Origin of the sequence: Pseudomonas syringae (assembly GCF_002157375.1) — a bacterium.
GTDB classification, from domain to species: domain Bacteria; phylum Pseudomonadota; class Gammaproteobacteria; order Pseudomonadales; family Pseudomonadaceae; genus Aquipseudomonas; species Aquipseudomonas syringae_T.
The window spans coordinates 83,430-103,360 of sequence record NZ_MTSA01000001.1 but is presented as its reverse complement, the minus strand read 5'-3'; the positions used below and the strand labels follow the sequence as shown (position 1 = coordinate 103,360).

Genomic DNA, 19,931 nt, shown 5'->3' with positions numbered 1-19,931 from the left:
ATCAGGACGGCATTCCGGCCCAAAACCATTGGGTCTTCTTGCTCTTTACATGGGCAAACGAGGGCATGAGTTCGCCCTCGGTGAAATGCCGCCGCGAACCGAACTGCGCGCTGCTGAACCAGCAGCCTGAGCGCGGGCATGCCTGGCCGGCGTCTACCGGCGGCAAGGGTTTTTCATCGAATCTCGCATACCACTGCGCGGTGGTTTCTTCGGTAAAGCCGATACCGGGCGCCAGGTAAGGATGAAGGTTGCCGGTGTCCTGCAGGCGGATCGGTTTGATGATTCGATTGACCGTCACATACGCCTTCGGTGGCGGCAAACCTCGGCCACCCAACTCGGGCACCGCGCCTGCGCGAATGATCAGGCCATTGCGATAGCGATGGAAAACGATGTCGCTGTGCGCGCTCATGTCTCCGCGCAACTGGTCGCTGCCCCCCAACTGCCTGACGAACCCCTCGCCCAGCACGGTGTACCAACTGACGCCTTTGATACGATCCAGCAATCGCAGGCTTTCTATATGCGGGCCGGGATCGACCATCAGGCCAGGGTAATCCTGAGCCAGCCGGTATTCCCATGGCAGGTACTGATGACCATCGCAAGGCAGCACACAGGCCAGCCCGCCAAAACCGTGTTCGACCTGCACTTCGCTGCTCAGGTATCTGATCCAGGCCTCGTAATGCTTCAAACCGTCAGGCTCGCTCAGGTACGACAGTGGCAGCACCATTTTCAGACAGGAACGGTCGTTTTCCGCCTGCCCTTCGGACGTGTTCATCACGAACAGGCTGTACATCGCGACCTCGGCCTGGGTAGCGCTGGCAATTGACCAGGTGAACTGCTCTTGCGCAAGGCTCTCCACCACCTGACGTCGGGTCGAAGCAAAGCCCGACCCGCTCAAACGGCGCATGCGCTTGAACAATTGCCACTTGAGCTTCGTCTTGAATGTTTCGTAAAAGCGCGAAAAACAGGCGTCGACGCGTTGCTTCATCTCCGGCGTGTGACCATTCCGAAAATACAGCGTGGTGATCAACCCCAGTCGAATGACCGGCATCCCCTGCGCCGAATCCACACCTATGCGTTCAGACTGCTGCGCGAGCCGGGCCAGTAACCTCGTGGCATCAGTTGCGGCGTCCGACATCATCCGCCCTCCTTTCAACGCATGCCGGCCCGTTGCATAACCCGACCACATCCGGCAGATGCCCGCGCGCGCGCCAGCCACCGTCATATTCACCCGGATGAACAGCAACAGCACTGGCGTCCGGGCACACAGGCGCAAGATTTGGCAAAAGCATGCAACCTTCCTCTTCTCTGGTCTTTCAGGACGCGCAGAGTGAAGGGAGTTTTCCCACGGGGCAATACTCGAAAATTACTTTGGGAAATCAGCTACATGTATCAGGAAATGTCCTACCTGCTTCCTACAAATTTTTGTAAGTTCGCAGGTCAACCGGTTGTAAACGACGGGCACCGTCAGGACAAACGAATAACCCGTCGGTAAACCCGCCGTCTATCGAGCATGGAATGGAGGCAGGCTCTGTAAGACAATACGACACGCCATGAGCCCCCGTCTTTCAGACCGTCGCCGACGAGCGCCGCAAGGTCGGGCTGTAGCGAAGCATGTCCAGACAGACATCCACCAACTGCTCGGCCTCGGCAGGCAGCGAAAAGCTGTCTGGCACCAGCAACCACTGATAGATTATGCCGTTGACGTAGGAAAACAGCGCGACTGCCGCCCGGCCGGTGTCCAGACCCTGAGGAAGTTGTCCCTGGCGAACGGCATTGTTCAGCCCCAGGGTGATACGGTCATGGCACTGGACGGCATTGTCCTGGCGTTGACGACGAAAATCACACATCTCATCCGTAAACTCGCATTTGTGAAAAAGGATTTCATTGATGCGACGGGTTTTCGGGTCCAGTGCGAGCTCATGAAACAAGTGAATCAGCAGGTTTCTCATGCAACCCAGCGGGTCTTCTTCTTCCTCGCTCTGGCTGGCTTCTGCCATTTCGTCGAGCGGCTCCTGAAGACTGTCGAGCATGGCCTGAACCAGATCGGCCTTGTTGTTGAAGTGCCAATAGATAGCACCCCGCGTCACACCGGCAAGCGTCGCGATATCCGCCAGCGTGGTGCGAGCAACGCCTCGCTCGTAAAAAGCCTGCTCGGCCGCCTCCAGAATCTGGCTGCGGGTGACTTGGGCTTCCTCTTTGGTGCGACGAACCATGGCAATAAAACCTCAAAAAATTCACCTCAGGCACCTGTCCGGATGCGTGCCTGGAGACATAACCGGGCGGCATTTGTCTCGCCTTGTCCCGAATCGGCTATCGGCGTCCTGAAGAGTGGCCGAATGAGCGCTGCGGGTATTTACAAACAACCGCGAATGTAAGTATATTCCTTAGCCTGCTACTTATCTAGCCGAAATATTTTTTTACACTTCAACGTAACGTTGAGACAACAGGCTCCTGCCCCGAGGATCTTCATGCAATTCAAGCCAGCTGTTACCGTTCTGGTCACTGCCGTCGCCCTGGCAACACTGCTCAGCGGCTGTAGCAAGAAGGAACAGGCCGCCCCGCCTGCGCAAACCCCTCAGGTCGGCGTCGTTACCATCAAAGCACAGCCTTACACCCTGACCACCGAGCTTCCGGGCAGGACAACGGCGTTCCGTGTGGCCGAGGTTCGCCCTCAGGTCAACGGCATCATTCTCAAGCGTTTGTTTACCGAAGGCGGCGACGTCAAGGCCGGGCAGCAGCTGTATCAGATCGACCCCGACATCTACGAGGCCAACGCCAACAGCGCAAAGGCCACGTTGCAGTCCGCCAAGTCGATGTCTGATCGCTACAAGCAACTGGTCAGCGAGCAAGCGGTCAGTCGTCAGGAATACGACACCGCTCTGGCCTCGACCCAGGAAGCCCAGGCTGCGTTGCAAACAGCTCAGATCAACCTGCGCTACACCAAGGTGCTGGCGCCGATTTCCGGCCGTATCGGGCGCTCTGTCGTGACCGAAGGCGCACTGGTCAGCAGTGCCCAGACCGACGCAATGGCGACCATTCAGCAGCTCGACCCGATCTACGTGGACGTGGTGCAGTCATCCGCCGACATGCTCAAGCTGCGCAATGACATGGACAGCGGCAAGTTGCAGAAAGTGGGCGACAACGCTGCCAAGGTCAAACTGACGCTCGAAGACAACAGCACCTACGCACAGGAAGGCAGGCTGGAGTTCTCCGAAGTGTCGGTTGACCAGACCACCGGCTCCGTCACCCTGCGTGCCGTCTTCCCTAACCCGGAACACCGTCTGCTGCCAGGCATGTTCGTTCACGCGCAATTGCAGGCCGGCGTCAATTCGAAGGCCATCCTGGCACCGCAACAAGGTGTCACGCGCGACCTGAAAGGCACGCCGACCGCAATGGTGGTCAATCAGGACAACAAGGTTGAAGTGCGCACGCTGGTGGCCAACCGCACCGTGGGCAGCGACTGGCTGATAGAAGACGGCCTCAAAGAAGGTGATCGCGTCATCACCGAAGGCCTGCAATACGTCAAACCAGGTGCAGAAGTGAAAGTCGCCGAAGCGACCAACGTTAAAGGAGCTAACCCGGCGCCTGCCCCGGCCACTGATAAAGCCGCAGGCAGCAAAGGGGAGTAACCCATGTCGAAATTTTTTATTGATCGACCCATTTTTGCCTGGGTTATTGCCCTCGTGATCATGCTGGTCGGCGCGCTGTCTATTTCCAGCCTGCCGATCAACCAGTACCCGAGCATCGCACCGCCTGCCATCGGCATTCAGGTGACCTACCCGGGCGCCTCTGCACAGACCGTGCAGGACACCGTGGTGCAGGTCATCGAGCAGCAGCTCAACGGCATCGACAACCTGCGTTATGTGAGTTCGGAAAGTAACTCCGACGGCAGCATGACCATCACCGCGACCTTCAATCAGGGCACCAACCCGGATACGGCGCAGGTGCAGGTGCAGAACAAGCTCAACCTGGCCACGCCGCTGCTGCCGCAAGAAGTGCAGCAGCAGGGCATCCGCGTTACCAAGGCAGTGAAAAACTTCCTGATGGTGATCGGTCTGGTGTCGGAAGACGGCAGCATGGGCAAGGAAGACCTGGCCAACTACATCGTGTCGAACATGCAGGACCCGATTTCCCGGACCTCCGGTGTGGGTGACTTCCAGGTGTTCGGTTCCCAGTACGCCATGCGCATCTGGCTGGACCCGGCCAAGCTGAACAACTTCCAGCTGACCCCGGTGGACGTGAAAAATGCGATTACCGCACAGAACGTTCAGGTGTCGTCCGGTCAACTGGGCGGTTTGCCGTCGATCAGCGGTCAGCAACTGAACGCCACGATCATCGGTAAAACCCGTCTGCAGACGGCTGAACAGTTCGGCAACATCTTCCTCAAGGTCAACACCGACGGCTCGCAGGTTCGCCTGAAAGACGTCGCCACCGTTGGCCTAGGCGCAGAAAACTACAGCACCGACTCGCAGTTCGACGGCAAACCGGCTTCCGGTCTGGCGATCAAGCTGGCAACCGGTGCCAACGCACTGGACACCGCCAAGGCCATCCGTGCGACCGTTTCATCGCTGGAGCCGTTCTTTCCGCCCGGCATGAAAGTCGTGTACCCGTATGACACGACGCCGGTCGTCAGCGAATCGATCAACGGTGTGGTTCACACCCTGATCGAAGCCATCGTGCTGGTGTTCCTGGTGATGTACCTGTTCCTGCAGAACTTCCGCGCCACCGTCATTACCACCATGACCGTTCCGGTGGTATTGCTGGGCACATTCGGCATCCTCGCGGCCTTCGGTTTCACCATCAACACCCTGACCATGTTCGGCATGGTGCTGGCCATCGGCTTGCTGGTGGACGATGCGATTGTGGTGGTGGAAAACGTCGAGCGGGTCATGGAGGAAGAAAAGCTCTCCCCGCGCGATGCCACGATCAAATCCATGACGCAGATCCAGGGTGCATTGGTAGGTATCGCACTGGTGCTGTCGGCGGTTCTGCTGCCAATGGCATTCTTCGGCGGCTCCACCGGTGTGATCTACAAACAGTTCTCGATCACCATCGTCTCGGCAATGGCCCTGTCGGTGGTCGTGGCGCTGATCTTCACCCCGGCGCTGTGCGCCACCATGCTCAAGCCCATCGACGAGAAAACGCATGGCCAGCCCAAGCGTGGGTTCTTCGGCTGGTTCAACCGCACCTTCGACCGCAGCGTTCTGAGCTACGAACGCGGCGTCGGCAACATGCTCAAGCACAAGTGGCCAGCCTACCTGGGTTACGTTCTGATCTGCGCCGGCATGGTTTTCATGTTCATGCGTATTCCCGCAGCGTTCCTTCCGGAAGAAGACCAGGGCGTTATCTTCGCCCAGATCCAGACCCCGGCAGGCTCTTCGACCGAGCGTACGCAGGAAGTCATCGACCAGATGCGCGAGTACCTGCTCACCAAGGAAAGCGGTGCAGTCAAGTCGGTGTTCTCGGTAAACGGCTTCAACTTCGCGGGTCGTGGTCAAAGTTCGGCCATCGCGTTCGTGATGCTCAAGCCGTGGGAAGAACGTACTGCGGAAAACAGCGTTTTCGAACTGGCCAAACGGGCTCAGGGTTACTTCTTCAGCCTGCGCGATGCGATGGTGTTCGCCATCGTGCCGCCGTCGGTACTGGAACTGGGTAACGCGACAGGCTTCGACGTCTATCTGCAAGACCAGGGCGGCGTCGGCCATACCAAGCTGATGGAGGCACGTAACCAGTTCCTCGGCATGGCTGCGCAAAGCAAGATCCTGGCAGGCGTGCGCCCGAACGGGCTGAACGACGAGCCGCAATACCAGTTGATCATTGATGACGAACGCGCCAGCGCGCTCGGTATCACCCTGTCGGACATCAACAACACACTGTCCATCGCGTTGGGTGGCAGCTACGTCAATGACTTCATCGACCGTGGCCGTGTGAAGAAGGTGTACATCCAGGGTGACGCAGGTGCCCGTATGACGCCTGAAGACCTGAAAAAATGGTACGTGCGCAACAGCTCGGGCGAAATGGTGCCGTTCTCGTCCTTTGCCAGTGGCAAGTGGTCTTACGGGTCGCCAAAACTGTCACGCTACAACGGCGTGGCGGCAGAGGAAATTCTCGGTACGCCAGCCCCTGGCTACAGCAGCGGCGATGCAATGGCTGAAGTAGAGGCCCTGGCCAAGAAGCTGCCGCAAGGTATCGGCATCTCCTGGACAGGTCTGTCCTACGAGGAACGTCTGTCCGGTTCCCAGGCCCCTGCCCTGTACGCGCTGTCGTTGCTGGTCGTGTTCCTGTGTCTGGCGGCGCTGTATGAAAGCTGGTCGATCCCGATCGCCGTCATCCTCGTGGTCCCGTTGGGCGTTATCGGTGCGCTGATGGCGACCAGCCTGCGCGGCTTGTCCAACGATGTGTTCTTCCAGGTCGGGCTGCTGGTGACGGTGGGTCTGGCGGCGAAGAACGCCATTCTGATCGTCGAGTTCGCCAAAGAACTTCATGAACAGGGCAAGAGCCTCACCGACGCAGCAATCGAAGCTTGCCGCATGCGCTTGCGTCCGATCATCATGACGTCGATGGCGTTCATCCTCGGCGTCGTGCCGCTGGCGATTTCCTCGGGCGCAGGTTCGGGCAGTCAGCATTCGATCGGTACTGGCGTAATTGGCGGTATGATCACGGCAGTTATTCTGGCGATCTTCTGGGTGCCCCTGTTCTTTGTATCGATCTCGGGGCTGTTCAAAAGCAAGCAGAAACATATTTCACACGATGAGGCTGGCCAATGAGCAAGTCATTGATCTCTCTTGCAGTTACCGCGTTCATTCTCGGCGGCTGCTCTTTGATCCCCGATTACAAACAGCCGGAAGCTCCGGTCGCCGCACAGTATCCGCAAGGTCCGGCGTACTCGCCGGCCGAGGGGGCCAAAATGGCCGCCGCAGAGCAAGGCTGGCGCCACTTCTTCAACGACCCGGCCTTGCAACAGCTGATTCAGACCGCGTTGCTCAATAACCGTGACCTTCGGGTCGCGGCGCTGAACATCGACGCCTACCGCGCCCAGTACCGTATCCAGCGTTCGGACTTGTTCCCCGCGGTATCGGCCACTGGCAGCGGCAGTCGCCAACGCGTGCCTGCCGACCAGTCGCAGACTGGCCAATCCGCCATCACCAGCAGCTATTCCGCGACACTGGGCGTCAGCGCCTATGAGCTGGACCTGTTTGGTCGAGTACGCAGCCTCAGCGAACAGGCACTGGAAAACTACTTCGCCACTGAAGAAGCGCGCCGCAGCACCCAGATCAGTCTGGTGGCCAGCGTCGCCAATGCCTACATGACCTGGCAGGCTGACAAGGAACTGCTCAAACTGACGCAGGACACCCTTAAAACCTACGAAGAAAGCTTCCGCCTGACGTCGCGCAGCAATGAAGTCGGTGTTTCTTCGGCCCTGGACCTGAGCCAGTCGCGTACCGCTGTCGAAAGCGCCCGCGCCAAACTGGCCCAGTACCAGCGTCTGGTTGCCCAGGACCAGAACAGCCTGGTGCTGCTGCTGGGCACCAGCCTGCCTGACAACCTGCCGGCCAGCCATTTGCTGGACTCCGACATGCTGACCGAAATGCCGGCCGGCTTGCCGTCGGACCTGCTGCAGCGTCGCCCTGACATTCTGCAGGCCGAGTACACGCTCAAGGCGGCCAACGCCAATATCGGCGCAGCACGTGCAGCGTTCTTCCCGAGCATTAGCCTGACGGCCAGTGCCGGGACTAGCAGTTCTGAACTGTCTGGCCTGTTCAAGGCGGGTTCCGGAGCCTGGTTGTTCCAGCCGAGCATCAACATCCCGATCTTCAACGCCGGCAACCTGCGCGCCAGCCTGGATTACTCGAAAATCCAGAAAGAAATCAGCGTCGCCAACTACGAGAAGGCCATTCAGACCGCCTTCCAGGAAGTGTCCGACGGCCTGGCTTCACGCAAGACCTACGACGAGCAGCTCCAGGCGCAACGTGACTTTGTCACGGCCAACCAGGACTACTACCGTCTGGCCGAGCGTCGCTACCGCATTGGCATCGACAGCAACCTGACCTTCCTCGACGCCCAGCGCTCGTTGTTCAGCGCGCAACAAACGCTGATCACCGATCGCCTGTCGCAGCTGACCAGCGAGGTCAACCTGTACAAGGCCCTCGGCGGCGGCTGGTATGAAAGAACCGGGCAGACCGAAACCATCTCCAAAGAGAAGCCTTCGGTTCAATTGTTCTGATTGCAGCGCACAAAAAAACCCACCTGATCAGGTGGGTTTTTTTATGGCTGAACACCTCGGCGATCAGTGATCCTGATGCAGATATTTCGGCTCTTTTGGCAGCCGCAGGCTGAACAGGAAAGCGACCGCCATCATGGCCGTCACGTACCAGTAGAAGCTGTTTTCCATCCCGGCGCTCTTGAGCTTCAAGGCCACCCACTCCGCCGAGCCACCGAACATCGCGTTGGCCACCGCATACGCCAGCCCCACGCCCAGCGCACGCACCTGAGGCGGAAACATCTCGGCTTTGACCAGCCCGCTGATCGAGGTGTAGAAGCTGACAATCGCCAACGCCAGCGTAATCAGTGCGAACGCAATAAACGGATTGGTCGTGGTTTTCAGGGTCATCAGAATCGGCACCGTACACAACGTGCCCAGTGCGCCGAACAACAACATCGAATTACGCCGACCGATACGGTCCGCCAGCATGCCGAAGAACGGCTGCATGCACATGTACAGAAACAGCGCGCCCGTCATGATGTAGCTGGCCGTTTTGGCTTCCATGCCACCGGTATTGACCAGGTACTTTTGCATGTAAGTGGTGAAGGTGTAGAAAATCAACGAGCCACCGGCGGTATAGCCCAGTACCGTGATAAACGCAGCGGCGTGGTTCTTGAAGAGCGCAACGATACTGCCCGCATCCTTGTCCTGGCGCGTTTCGGCGGTGGTGGTTTCATTGAGTGTGCGACGCAGCAACAGGGCGATGACAGCGGCTGCCGCACCGATCACGAACGGGATACGCCAGCCGTAGGCGCGTAACTCTTCGGTGCTGAGAAACTGCTGCAGAATCACCACCGTCAGCACCGCCAGCAACTGGCCGCCGATCAACGTCACGTATTGAAACGACGCATAGAAACCACGCTGCCCACGCAATGCCACTTCACTCATGTAAGTTGCCGTGGTGCCGTATTCTCCCCCCACCGACAGCCCTTGAAGCAGGCGCGCCATCAGCAACAACGCAGGCGCCCAGGCGCCAATGGATGCATACGTGGGCAGACACGCGATGATCAAAGAACCCGCGCACATCATGGTGACCGAAATCAGCATCGAGTTCTTGCGGCCATGTTTGTCGGCCACGCGGCCAAACAGCCAGCCACCAATCGGACGCATCAGAAAGCCGGCCGCAAATACACCCGCGGTGTTGAGCAACTGAACAGTCGGATCATCGGAAGGAAAGAAGGCGGGCGCGAAATAGATGGCGCAGAACGCATAGATATAAAAGTCGAACCATTCGACCAGATTCCCTGAAGACGCACCGACAATCGCGAAGATTCTTTTGCTTCGCTCCTCGCCGGTGTAATGCGGTGCTTTTGATGTTGTCGTCATTATTTTCCCCCAAGCAAAACGTCCATAAGAAACAAGCTGTAACATCCTCTTCGACCAAGCACAACAACCCGGTTCATCAGCATGCCTTTTCGTGGAGGCAAACAGATGAACCGGGTTGCTGAACAACAGGGTTGATGCAGAAGGTTTTAACGTTCTATGGCCAGTGCCAGCCCCTGCCCTACACCGACGCACATGGTTGCCAGACCTCGGCGTCCGCCGGTTTTTTCCAGATGGTGCAACGCGGTCAATACCAGCCGTGCGCCACTCATGCCCAGCGGGTGCCCGAGGGCAATCGCGCCGCCATTGGGGTTGACCTGCGGAGCATCGTCCGCCAAGCCGAGTTCGCGCAAGACCGCCAGGCCTTGGCTGGCAAACGCCTCGTTGAGTTCGATCACGTCGAAGTCGGCAACGGCCAGGCCTAAACGCTCGACCAGTTTGCGCACTGCCGGCACCGGACCGATGCCCATCACCCGAGGTTCGACGGCGGCACTGGCCATGCCCAGCACGCGGGCGCGAGGGGTCAGACCGTGCTTTTTGACCGCCTCGGCGGAAGCCAGAATCAGTGCAGCGGCACCGTCGTTGACGCCGGATGCATTGCCAGCAGTGACGGTCTGATCCGAACCATTGACCGGCTTGAGTTTGCTCAGGGTTTCCAGGCTGGTATCGCCACGCGGATGCTCATCCTTGTCGACAACCGTTTCGCCTTTTTTGTGCGCGACCCGCACCGGCACGATTTCTTCCTCGAAAAAGCCCGCAGCCTGAGCAACGGCAGTGCGTTGCTGGCTGCGCAGGGCGAAAGCGTCCTGATCGGCTCGAGAAATATTGAAATCCGTCGCGACGTTGTCGCCCGTCTCCGGCATGGAATCCACACCGTATAAAGCCTTCATGGCCGGATTGATGAAGCGCCAGCCAATGGTGGTGTCTTCGAGTTTCATGTTGCGCGAAAACGCAGCGTCGGCTTTGCCCATCACGAACGGCGCGCGAGACATTGACTCCACGCCACCAGCAATCGCCAGCTCCATCTCTCCCGAAGCGATGGCCCGGAACGCGGTGCCGATGGCATCCATGCCCGATGCGCAAAGGCGATTGAGCGTGACGCCCGGAACGCTTTTCGGCAGCCCGGCGAGCAAGGCCGCCATGCGCGCCACGTTACGGTTGTCCTCACCGGCCTGATTGGCGCAGCCGAGAAACACTTCATCAACCTCTTCCCAGTTGACGGCGGGGTTGCGCTCCATCAGTGCCTTGATCGGTATGGCAGCCAGATCGTCGGCACGGACCGTGGACAAACCGCCGCCGAAACGGCCAATCGGGGTACGAATCGCATCGCAGATAAAGACGTCACGCATCACGCTTCTCCTGCAACCTGGCCATGAGCAGCGGCAGTACGGGCTTCCAGATCCCGCAGCGCTGTCAGCTCGACGTCCGTGGGTTCTTCAGACACCACCACATTCTCCGCAAAACGGATTTCCCACCCCGTGGCAGCGATGACCTGTTCGCGGGTAACGCCTGGGTGCAGTGTGGTCACGATGAACTCGTGAGTGCCCTCCTCCGGTTCCATGATGCACAGGTCCGTGATGATCCCCACAGGCCCCGCGCCCGGCAGCCCGAGACGCTTGCGCGAATCGCCGCCTTCGCCATGACCGACCGAAGTGATGAAATCGAGCTTGTTGACGAATGAGCGCGCCGACTGTTTGAGAATGATCAACACCGACTTCGCCGAGCCCGCAATTTCCGGCGCGCCTCCGGCACCGGGCAGGCGGACTTTCGGGTGGTGATAATCGCCTACGACGGTGGTGTTGATATTGCCGAAGCGATCCACTTGCGCAGCGCCCAGAAAACCGACATCGACCCGACCGCCTTGCAGCCAGTAGCGGAAAATCTCGCTGGTGGAAACGACGGTGTCCGCGGTTTCCGCCAGTTCACCGTCGCCAATCGACAGCGGCAACACGGTGGGCTTGGCGCCAATCGGGCCGGATTCGTAGATCAGCACCACGTCGGGCGAAGACGTGAGCCGTGCAAGGTTCGCCGCCTTGGAAGGCAGGCCGATGCCGACAAAGCAGACCGAGCCGTTACGCAAACGGCGAGCGGCCGCCACGGTCATCATTTCACTGGTGGAGTACGTCATTATTTGGCCTCCGAAGCGCGAGCCAGCTTGCTCTGGAATTCGCTGAAATCTGCTGTGCCGTGGATGTATTCGTCGATCCACGCCGTGAAGGTATCGCGGTCGCGGGCAATCGGGTCCCAGGCTTGATAGAACGGGTTGTCCCGCTCGTAGTAGCCATGCGCGTAGGACGGGTGCGCACCGCCGGGCACCAGGCAAACCGCGCTCAGCGCCCAGGTCGGCAGTACGCAGGAGTTCATCGGTGCCTTGAGGTCTTCGACGATCTCTTCCACGGTCACGATGCAGCGCTTGGCAGCCAATGCAGCTTCTTTCTGAGCACCGAGAATGCCCCACAGCAGCACATTGCCTTTGCGGTCGGCCTTCTGCGCGTGAATCACGGTCACGTCCGGGCGTACCGAAGGCACCGCAGCCAGCACTTCCCCGGTGAACGGGCAAGTGACGGTCTTGATCAGCGGGTTGACCTTGGGCAGGTCAGAACCGGCATACGCGCGCAGTACCGCGAAAGGCAAGCCCGACGCACCGGCCACGTAAGCATTGGCGAGGTCAGCGTGGCTGTGTTCTTCGATTTCCATCGCACGCGGCCATTGCTTTTCGACGGCATCGCGCAAACGGTGCAGCGAGCCAACACCAGGGTTGCCGCCCCACGAGAAAATCAGACGTTTCGCACAACCGGCACCGATCAACTGGTCGTAGATCAGGTCAGGGGTCATGCGCACCAGGGTCAGGTCTTTTTTGCCCTGACGGATGATTTCATGGCCAGCGGCCGTGGGAATCAGATGGGTGAAGCCCTCAAGCGCAACGGTGTCGCCATCGTTGACCAGTTGCTTCACCGCGTCGCGTAAAGAAAGAATGTCTGCCATGAGGTGCTCCGAACCCGACTTCACGTTCATTGATCAGCGCGAACAACCTGCGCCGGAATGAAAATGAGGTTAAGCCTGAGCCACTTGGCAAACAATCCGATAATCGACTAACCGTTCGGTAACCGAACAAATTCACTTGCGAGGGCACACCTCAGGGCATCAGGTAAACAGCTGGGTACTCAGGTCGCGACTGGCGTCGAGCATGATCGGCAGAAAACGCTGCTCCAGCTCGCTACGCGCTACGCGCCCGGCACTGGTGCTGACATTCAGCGCCGCCAGAACCTGACCCGACGCATCATAAACCGGTACGGCAATCGAACGCAGCCCTTGCTCAAGTTCCTGATCGACAATGCACCAGCCTTGTTGACGAACCAGTTGCAGGCATTCAAGCAACGCTTCGGGCGTACGAATGGTCCGGCTGGTCTTGGGCTGCAGATCGACGTGGTCCAGGTACTCCTGCAACGACACGTCATCCAGCGCCGCCAACAGGATTCGCCCCATGGACGTGCAATAAGCCGGCAGACGACCACCGACGGAAAGGTCCACCGAGATCAGACGCTGAGTGGTTGCCGAGCGGGCTATATAAAGAATGTCATCGCCTTCCAGCGTCGCCATGTTGCACGCCTCGTGCAGTTGATCGCTCATGCGGTCCAGATAAGGCTGCGAAGACGTGGCCAGGGGCGTCGATGACAGATAGGCATGACCCAGGGTCAACACCTTGGGCAGCAACGAATACGTGCGCCCGTCGGTGGTCGCGTAACCCAGCTTGATCAGGGTGTGCAGACAACGGCGCACCGCCGCCCGGGGGATCTCTGTCCGGTGGCTGATCTGCGCGATGGTCAGGTGCCGTTTGCGCTCCTGAAAGGCATGAATGACCGCCAGCCCACGCGCCAACGAGGTCATGAAGTCAGGGTCACCGGTCAGGGCCTGAATACGCTTGGCAGGTGAAGCCACGATGGGCGGTGCCAATGAGGCAAAAGAATTACGCAGTTCATCGTTCATGGTCGCACCCTCTGTAACACTCGTTCAGGCCTTGTAACACGCAGGATTCAGAACATTTCAAGCCGTGACGCGCACGCCGGTCCGTGCGATTATCGAACAGGTGGCCGATAATCGCAATTGACCCGATGCACATATGCTTATACCTTTACCGCTGCCATGAAGTGACTTCTTGGAAATTACTGGTCAGGTACCCACTGAGAAGTCATAGGCAGCGGCCTTGCTCAACCAGCAAGGCCGTTTTCATTGGAAAACGAACCCACCCGCTCGACACCCCTTTTGTCAGTCCCTTTTCCCGCACGCGCAAAAAACCCTCTGTCATCTCAGGTATGAAACTCTGTGAATTCCATCACACGTGTCTTGTCATAACGGGCTGAACATTACTTTATAAAAGTTCTTTCATATAAACGGCCCACTAAAACTTCAGAACAGTCGTACAAAAAAAACAGACATGTGAACTCATTCAAGGTCTGCTGTTGACGTAACAGGGCTTCTTGGAGATAGTGTCTCTCAGTGAGTCGGCACTCCCTTCGCACTTTTGGATCCGTGCATGAACTGTCTGCCTCGACTCTCTTGTCGAAGCGCCTTCAGGTTGCACCTCCAGCAAGATCGCCGAAACGTCAGTCAAACACCGGCACCGGCGCTTGAAATCAAAACCTCTGTCGCTACGACAACTGTTTTTCTGGTGCGCGTAGCCGCAAGCAATTGCAAGATGCCCGACGCCCTTCGGTTCGACATCCGCGCAGGCTTTTGCCTGTTCTGGTTCAACGAGCAGACGGTAGCGGACATACATGCCATGTTTTGCGTTATCACCAGACCTCATTTGACTTGAACAGGTAATACAGTGACTAAAGATGAACTGCGCGCGGAACTTGAGCGCCAGGAGCAACGTTACAAGGATGTCTACGGCGGCGAAATCACCACCTACGCCGCGCAACCGGAACCGGAGCGCAAGCCGTGGCGCAAACGAGCCAGCTTGCTGGATCAGGCGTTCAAGCAAGAACTGCAAAAAATGGAAGAAGGTCTGAAAGAAGAGCCATGACACAACGGGCCTAATGCCCCGACCTGTTCATCGCAGCTTTCCTGCATCCGCAAACCTACGCACAACGGCCTCATTGAGCATTCAACGGGGCGGCGCTCATGCGTCTTTTTTTTGGCTTGAAGCGACACCGCGTAGTGATGACAAGTCGTGCTGTATTTTTTCTGTCATAATCTCGCCCCCTTCAGACCCGGTCAGAAAACCTACATGATCGATTTATTCAGCGGGCTTGATGCCTGGGTGCTTGTGAGCCTGTTGCTCGCCCTGGCTTTCGTCCTCACCTTCGAGTTCATCAACGGCTTTCATGACACCGCCAACGCGGTGGCGACAGTCATTTATACCAAAGCCATGCCGCCTCATCTGGCGGTGTTCTTCTCGGGTATATTCAACTTTCTCGGCGTATTGCTGGGCGGTGTTGGCGTTGCGTACGCCATTGTCCATCTGCTGCCGGTCGAACTGCTGATCAACGTCAACACCGGACACGGCCTGGCCATGGTGTTCTCGTTGCTGGCCGCGGCCATTACCTGGAACCTCGGCACCTGGTACTTCGGCATCCCGGCTTCCAGTTCCCACACCCTCATCGGCTCGATACTCGGCGTGGGCCTGGCCAACGCCCTGATCAATGACATCCCGCTGGCCGATGGCGTCAACTGGCAGAAAGCGATCGATATCGGTGCTTCGCTGGTGTTCTCGCCACTGGCCGGTTTCATCGTGGCCGGCCTGGTGTTGCTCGGGCTGAAATGGTGGCGCCCACTGTCGAAAATGCACAAGACGCCCGATCAGCGCCGCAAGCTCGATGACAAGAAGCACCCCCCTTTCTGGAATCGTCTGGTGCTGGTGATTTCCGCAATGGCGGTCAGCTTCGTACACGGCTCCAATGACGGCCAGAAAGGCATTGGCCTGATCATGCTGGTGTTGATCGGCATCGTGCCAAGCCAGTTCGTCCTGGACCTCACCAGCACGACCTATCAAATCGAACGAACCCGCGATGCCACACAGCATCTCAGCCAGTTCTATCAACGCAACAGCAGCATGCTGGGCGAATACCTGGCGATGGGCAAGGCTGAAAAAGGCGACTTGCCGTCCAGCTCCGCCTGTAACCCGAAGCAGACCGAACCGACCATCGACGCCCTGCTCGACCGCCTGAAAGGTGTATCGGACTACCATTCGCTCGCGCCTGAAAGCCGCATCGAAGTACGTCGCTATCTGTTGTGCCTGGACGACACCGCACGCAAGGTCGGCAAGCTTCCAGACCTGGCTGCCCGCGAAAAATCCGACCTGGAAAAACTGCGCAAAGACCTGACCGCCACGACGGAGTACGCGCCGTTCTGGGTGATTCTGGCCGTTGCACTGGCGCTGGGCATTGGCACCATGGTTGGCTGGAAACGTGTGGTCCTGACCATCGGCGAGAAGATCGGCAAGCAAGGCATGACCTACGCACAAGGCATGTCGGCGCAAATCACCACCGCCTGTGCCATCGGCCTCGCCAACGTGTTCAGCCTGCCGGTGTCCACAACCCACATTCTCTCGTCAGGCGTGGCCGGTACGATGGTTGCCAACAAGAGCGGCCTGCAAGGCGGAACGGTTCGCACCATCCTGCTCGCCTGGGTGCTGACCCTGCCAGCGACCGTCGCCCTGTCTGCTGCGCTGTTCTGGCTGGCGTCCAAAGCGCTGTCCTGATCAACGTCCTTGGGGCGATGCCTAACCGGCATCGCCCCAAGGGGTTTGCATCACCTGCGTTGTTTTTGCGCCGCGATAACCGCCTCATCAAGTACCTGCGTACTCCCTCCCCCGGCTGCGTTCTGCAGTTCAAGCCACAACTGGGCAGCACCGTCAAAGTCGGCACCGTCTTCCGGCGTCAGGGCAGCGGGGTCATATCGGCTGAGGCAGCCTTCGCCAAGCGTGGCTGGGGCGGTGGACGTGGCTTTATCGAGCGGATCTGTCATCGGCTGTCACCTTGAGCATTGCACCCTTGCCGACATTGCGTCGGGAGCGCGACCGGCGCGCCCCCGAACAATAGATCAACTGAAGACGACTGTCTTGTTGTCGTGTACCAGAACACGGTCTTCCAGGTGGGCACGCAGACCGCGAGCCAATACCATCTTTTCCACGTCACGACCGAAACGCACCATGTTTTCGATGCTGTCACGGTGACTGACGCGCACCACATCCTGTTCGATGATCGGGCCGGCATCAAGCTCTTCGGTGACATAGTGGCAGGTCGCGCCAATCAGTTTGACGCCGCGCAACGACGCCTGGTGGTAAGGCTTGGCACCGACAAACGAAGGCAGGAAACTGTGGTGGATATTGATCACCTGGTGGGCGTACTCACGGCACAGTTGCGGCGGCAGGATTTGCATGTAACGCGCCAGGACGACAACATCCGCCTGATGATGCCCGACCAGACGCGACACTTCGGCAAAGGCCGGTTCCTTGTCTTTAGGGTCTACCGGTACATGGTAATAAGGAATGTCATGCCACTCGACCATGCTGCGCAGGTCCTGATGGTTTGAAATGACACAGGCGATATCGCAGTCGAGTTCATCACTGTGCCAGCGGTGCAGCAGGTCCGCCAGGCAGTGGGATTCACGGCTGGCCATGAGTACGACGCGCTTCTTCTGTGCCGAATCGGTGATGCGCCAGTCCATCGAGAACGCTTCGGCGATGGGCGTGAAGGCCTCACGAAACCCGTCCAGATCAAAAGGCAGGGTATCGGCACGGATTTCATGACGCATGAAAAACCAGCCGCTGAGAGTGTCAGAGTGATGACTCGCTTCAGTGATCCAGCCGTTATGGGACGCCAGAAAGTTACTGACTTTGGCAACGATGCCTACACGGTCCGGGCAAGCAATCACCAGACGAAAAGTGCGCATTGGGGGAAACTCCAGAACTTCGCAAAGCCGCCATTCTAGCGGCTGCGCAGCAAAACTGCAGTATCTCTGTTGACCCGATTCGCCTGTCGGAAAGGACGCCGCCCAGGCAAAAGATTGCACCTTGCCAGTATCGGCTTTCCGAGGACCCGGCGCTAAACAAGACCTATATTAAGCAGGGCTTTATAGCCGCGTTCTTTTGAAGGAAGCCGGGCGCCCACCTAGTTCAGACGTCTGTAGGACGCGTGTATATTGCTAAATAATTCAAATAAAACTTTTATTTAATGTTTACTTGCTCATTTACAGTGACTATTATTGCCGCACTGTGTCCCTGCCACCCTTCACAACATAAGGTCTCCTCATGTCCCTGATCAACGAATACCGCGCCACCGAAGAAGCCATCAAAGAACTGCAAGCCCGTTTGAAGAACCTGTCGCAAGACGACAAACTGCAAACCGAGCTGGAATTCGAAGGCAAACTGCGCACGCTGATGGGCGAATATCAGAAATCGCTGCGTGACATCATTGCTCTGCTGGATCCGGACGCCAAGGTCAACAAAGCCCCCCGTGGCGGCGCTGTTAAACCTGCCGGCACCAAACGCGCTCGCAAGGTCAAGCAATACAAGAACCCGCACAACGGCGAAGTCATCGAAACCAAAGGTGGCAACCACAAAACGCTGAAAGAGTGGAAAGCCAAGTGGGGCAGTGACGACGTTGAAAGCTGGGCCACTCTGTTGGGCTAAGCTTCATACGGTCGTGATTGACGGCCATTGAAAAACGCCAGCTTGCTGGCGTTTTTTATTGTCCGCTATTTATACCCCCAGACGTTTACTCAGCTGCTGGGCGTAATCCTGCCATTGCCGCAATACCTCCAGCTGCGGCGGGGTGGCACTAAGCGACACGTCAATCAGCGCTTTCGTAAAATCCTGTAGGGTATTGGGCGCGCCCCATTCAGGGCTGCTCAGCCGCTGCTGACAGAACGTCAGCCAGCGCTGTTGCTCTTCGGCGCTCAAGGTGCCTGGAAAGTTACGAGCCCGGTACCTGAATAACAACTCTGGCAAGCGAGCATCATCGAACGGCCACCCGTCACGGGCCAGTTGTTCAGGCTCGGCGTGTCGAACTTGCTCGCACAGTCGCCGGTCACGATCACCGATAAATCCATCATATAACTGTTGTTCGGGATCTTCACTTGCCACGAAGTCATCCTTGCCGTAGAGGACCTGTAATTTATCCTGCCAAACTTCTCGGCTGTCACTCAACTGCGCAGCACGTGCCTGATAAGCTGCCATATCCAATTGCAGACGTTGCTGATCCTCGTGACGCAGCACGCCCAATGGCGCGACCACTGGACAACGATTTATATGCAGCAATTTCAGCGGCACTGGCAATTCGCCTTCTTGCAACGCGTCATGCCGCGTATATAAGCGTTGCTTTAGCGTTTCAGCGTCGTACTTTAACAACGGCGAATGATCCAGGTGCAGGTCGCAGACAATCAGCGCGTTGCGATTATGGGGATGCCATGCCAGCGGAAGCACGACGCCCAGGTAGTTACGCGCGGCCGAAAAACGTCCCGAAATATGCACCAGTGGCTGCATGAGATGGACCTGGTCCTGGACTTTCTGTTTAGTACGCAATGCAAACAGATAGTCATAAAGCCTGGGCTGCTTCTCGCGAATCAGGCGAGCCAATGCGATAGTTGCACGGACATCGGATAACGCATCGTGCGCCTGCCCATGATCAATACCATTGGCGGCCGTCAATCGCTCCAGCTTGAGCGTGACCCGACCATCCTGTTCCGGCCAGACAATGCCGTCAGGGCGCAATGCGTAGGCTGCGCGCACCACATCGATCAGGTCCCAGCGAGTGTTGCCGCCCTGCCATTCGCGCGCATAGGGGTCGAAAAAGTTGCGGTAGAAACTGTATCGCGTGACTTCATCGTCGAAACGCAATGTGTTGTAACCCGCGCCGCACGTGCCGGGCGCAGAGAGTTCGGCATGCACGCGGGTCATGAAATCGGCCTCGCACAAGCCTTTTTCGGCCAAGGTGGCCGGCGTGATGCCGGTGATCACACAGGCGGCGGGATGAGGCAGAATGTCATCACCGGGCTGGCAGTACAGATTGACCGGAGGCGCAATTTCATTGAGCTCGGCATCGGTGCGGATACCGGCCATCTGCAACGCACGATCATTGCGCGGGTTGATACCGGTGGTTTCGTAGTCATACCAGAAAATGCTGGAAGTCACGGGCTGATCCTGAGCAAAAGACCCTCGAAGTGTAGGGCGTCAAGGCCGTCGTTGGCTAATGGGCTGGTATCCGGCGCACAGGGAAATGTTTTCTTACAGCCGGCGTCTTGAATGGTCGGTTGCTTAGCTCCGCTGCGGTAGCTAGCATCAGTTCTGGTTTTCAGGGGCACCCTCCCGACAATGTCATCCCTTCCCGCTGTGCCAAGGAAT

16 protein-coding genes are annotated in these 19,931 nt (G+C 58.1%); 6 read left to right on the top strand and 10 right to left on the bottom strand.

The annotated features are described in order from the left end of the window. Nucleotide 1 precedes the first annotated feature (1 nt). Nucleotides 2-1,135 (bottom strand): DUF3396 domain-containing protein, encoded by a 1,134-nt coding sequence (locus BW686_RS00415; protein ID WP_084913961.1) that lies wholly within the window; start codon nucleotides 1,133-1,135, stop codon nucleotides 2-4. A gap of 430 nt (nucleotides 1,136-1,565) precedes the next feature. Continuing rightward, on the bottom strand, nucleotides 1,566-2,213 hold the full coding sequence (locus BW686_RS00410; protein WP_084913710.1) for a TetR family transcriptional regulator: 648 nt from the start codon (nucleotides 2,211-2,213) through the stop codon (nucleotides 1,566-1,568). Nucleotides 2,214-2,468: 255 nt separating this feature from the next. Here BW686_RS00410 and BW686_RS00405 point away from each other — a divergent pair, with 255 nt between their 5' ends. From BW686_RS00405 to BW686_RS00395, 3 genes are read left to right on the top strand one after another with little or no spacing between them, the layout of a single operon-like run. Beyond that, a complete protein-coding gene (locus BW686_RS00405) occupies nucleotides 2,469-3,629 on the top strand; it encodes an efflux RND transporter periplasmic adaptor subunit (RefSeq protein WP_084913709.1) in 1,161 nt (386 codons plus the stop codon). 3 nt (nucleotides 3,630-3,632) lie between these two features. Continuing rightward, a complete protein-coding gene (locus BW686_RS00400; RefSeq protein WP_084913708.1) occupies nucleotides 3,633-6,767 on the top strand; it encodes an efflux RND transporter permease subunit in 3,135 nt (1,044 codons plus the stop codon). After that, on the top strand, nucleotides 6,764-8,224 hold the full coding sequence (locus BW686_RS00395; protein ID WP_084913707.1) for an AdeC/AdeK/OprM family multidrug efflux complex outer membrane factor: 1,461 nt from the start codon (nucleotides 6,764-6,766) through the stop codon (nucleotides 8,222-8,224). The genes BW686_RS00400 and BW686_RS00395 overlap by 4 nt, the downstream gene beginning before the upstream one ends. 63 nt (nucleotides 8,225-8,287) lie before the next feature. Here the strand turns inward: BW686_RS00395 and BW686_RS00390 are convergent, their stop codons facing one another. From BW686_RS00390 to pcaR, 5 genes are all read right to left on the bottom strand, one after another. Continuing rightward, a complete protein-coding gene (locus BW686_RS00390; RefSeq protein WP_084913706.1) occupies nucleotides 8,288-9,589 on the bottom strand; it encodes an MFS family transporter in 1,302 nt (433 codons plus the stop codon). 146 nt (nucleotides 9,590-9,735) lie between these two features. Continuing rightward, the gene (gene pcaF, locus BW686_RS00385) at nucleotides 9,736-10,935 is read right to left on the bottom strand and encodes a 3-oxoadipyl-CoA thiolase (RefSeq protein ID WP_084913705.1); all 1,200 of its coding nucleotides are present in this window, start codon (nucleotides 10,933-10,935) and stop codon (nucleotides 9,736-9,738) included. Then, entirely contained in the window at nucleotides 10,935-11,717 is a 783-nt protein-coding gene (locus tag BW686_RS00380) for a CoA-transferase subunit beta (RefSeq protein WP_179149136.1), read from the bottom strand. Before BW686_RS00380 ends, pcaF begins: the two co-directional genes overlap by 1 nt. Continuing rightward, the gene (locus BW686_RS00375; protein ID WP_084913703.1) at nucleotides 11,714-12,571 is read right to left on the bottom strand and encodes a CoA transferase subunit A; all 858 of its coding nucleotides are present in this window, start codon (nucleotides 12,569-12,571) and stop codon (nucleotides 11,714-11,716) included. The genes BW686_RS00380 and BW686_RS00375 overlap by 4 nt, the downstream gene beginning before the upstream one ends. Nucleotides 12,572-12,730: 159 nt before the next feature. Then, on the bottom strand, nucleotides 12,731-13,573 hold the full coding sequence (pcaR, locus tag BW686_RS00370; protein ID WP_084913702.1) for a pca regulon transcriptional regulator PcaR: 843 nt from the start codon (nucleotides 13,571-13,573) through the stop codon (nucleotides 12,731-12,733). An 841-nt stretch (nucleotides 13,574-14,414) separates the two neighbouring features. Here pcaR and BW686_RS00365 point away from each other — a divergent pair. Continuing rightward, a complete protein-coding gene (locus BW686_RS00365; protein WP_002554967.1) occupies nucleotides 14,415-14,612 on the top strand; it encodes a hypothetical protein in 198 nt (65 codons plus the stop codon). A gap of 204 nt (nucleotides 14,613-14,816) precedes the next feature. Further along, nucleotides 14,817-16,289 (top strand): inorganic phosphate transporter, encoded by a 1,473-nt coding sequence (locus tag BW686_RS00360; protein ID WP_084913701.1) that lies wholly within the window; start codon nucleotides 14,817-14,819, stop codon nucleotides 16,287-16,289. Nucleotides 16,290-16,339: 50 nt separating this feature from the next. Here the strand turns inward: BW686_RS00360 and BW686_RS00355 are convergent, their stop codons facing one another. Both BW686_RS00355 and purU read right to left on the bottom strand, forming a co-directional pair. After that, complete coding sequence (locus tag BW686_RS00355; RefSeq protein WP_084913700.1) at nucleotides 16,340-16,555, bottom strand: hypothetical protein; 216 nt, start codon at nucleotides 16,553-16,555, stop codon at nucleotides 16,340-16,342. A 75-nt stretch (nucleotides 16,556-16,630) separates the two neighbouring features. Continuing rightward, nucleotides 16,631-17,482, bottom strand: coding sequence for a formyltetrahydrofolate deformylase (gene purU / locus BW686_RS00350; RefSeq protein ID WP_084913699.1), 852 nt, complete (start codon nucleotides 17,480-17,482; stop codon nucleotides 16,631-16,633). Between the two features lie 358 nt (nucleotides 17,483-17,840). On the opposite strand from purU, the gene mvaT reads away from it, so the two are divergent. Further along, nucleotides 17,841-18,221: a histone-like nucleoid-structuring protein MvaT gene (mvaT, locus tag BW686_RS00345; RefSeq protein ID WP_002554971.1), complete on the top strand. Its 381-nt coding sequence runs from the start codon at nucleotides 17,841-17,843 to the stop codon at nucleotides 18,219-18,221. A 69-nt stretch (nucleotides 18,222-18,290) separates the two neighbouring features. On the opposite strand, the gene sbcB is transcribed toward mvaT, so the two are convergent. Beyond that, a complete protein-coding gene (gene sbcB, locus BW686_RS00340) occupies nucleotides 18,291-19,721 on the bottom strand; it encodes an exodeoxyribonuclease I (RefSeq protein ID WP_084913698.1) in 1,431 nt (476 codons plus the stop codon). Nucleotides 19,722-19,931: the final 210 nt, after the last annotated feature.

Excerpts from the sequence above, each read along its gene's own strand:
- mvaT (WP_002554971.1), top strand. The coding sequence starts at position 17,841 with ATGTCCCTGATCAACGAATACCGCGCCACCGAAGAAGCCATCAAAGAA.
- pcaF (WP_084913705.1), bottom strand. The coding sequence starts at position 10,935 with ATGCGTGACGTCTTTATCTGCGATGCGATTCGTACCCCGATTGGCCGT.
- BW686_RS00395 (WP_084913707.1), top strand. The coding sequence starts at position 6,764 with ATGAGCAAGTCATTGATCTCTCTTGCAGTTACCGCGTTCATTCTCGGC.
- BW686_RS00415 (WP_084913961.1), bottom strand. The coding sequence starts at position 1,135 with ATGTCGGACGCCGCAACTGATGCCACGAGGTTACTGGCCCGGCTCGCG.
- BW686_RS00405 (WP_084913709.1), top strand. The coding sequence starts at position 2,469 with ATGCAATTCAAGCCAGCTGTTACCGTTCTGGTCACTGCCGTCGCCCTG.
- BW686_RS00360 (WP_084913701.1), top strand. The coding sequence starts at position 14,817 with ATGATCGATTTATTCAGCGGGCTTGATGCCTGGGTGCTTGTGAGCCTG.
- pcaR (WP_084913702.1), bottom strand. The coding sequence starts at position 13,573 with ATGAACGATGAACTGCGTAATTCTTTTGCCTCATTGGCACCGCCCATC.
- BW686_RS00355 (WP_084913700.1), bottom strand. The coding sequence starts at position 16,555 with ATGACAGATCCGCTCGATAAAGCCACGTCCACCGCCCCAGCCACGCTT.
- BW686_RS00375 (WP_084913703.1), bottom strand. The coding sequence starts at position 12,571 with ATGGCAGACATTCTTTCTTTACGCGACGCGGTGAAGCAACTGGTCAAC.
- BW686_RS00390 (WP_084913706.1), bottom strand. The coding sequence starts at position 9,589 with ATGACGACAACATCAAAAGCACCGCATTACACCGGCGAGGAGCGAAGC.
- purU (WP_084913699.1), bottom strand. The coding sequence starts at position 17,482 with ATGCGCACTTTTCGTCTGGTGATTGCTTGCCCGGACCGTGTAGGCATC.
- BW686_RS00400 (WP_084913708.1), top strand. The coding sequence starts at position 3,633 with ATGTCGAAATTTTTTATTGATCGACCCATTTTTGCCTGGGTTATTGCC.
- BW686_RS00410 (WP_084913710.1), bottom strand. The coding sequence starts at position 2,213 with ATGGTTCGTCGCACCAAAGAGGAAGCCCAAGTCACCCGCAGCCAGATT.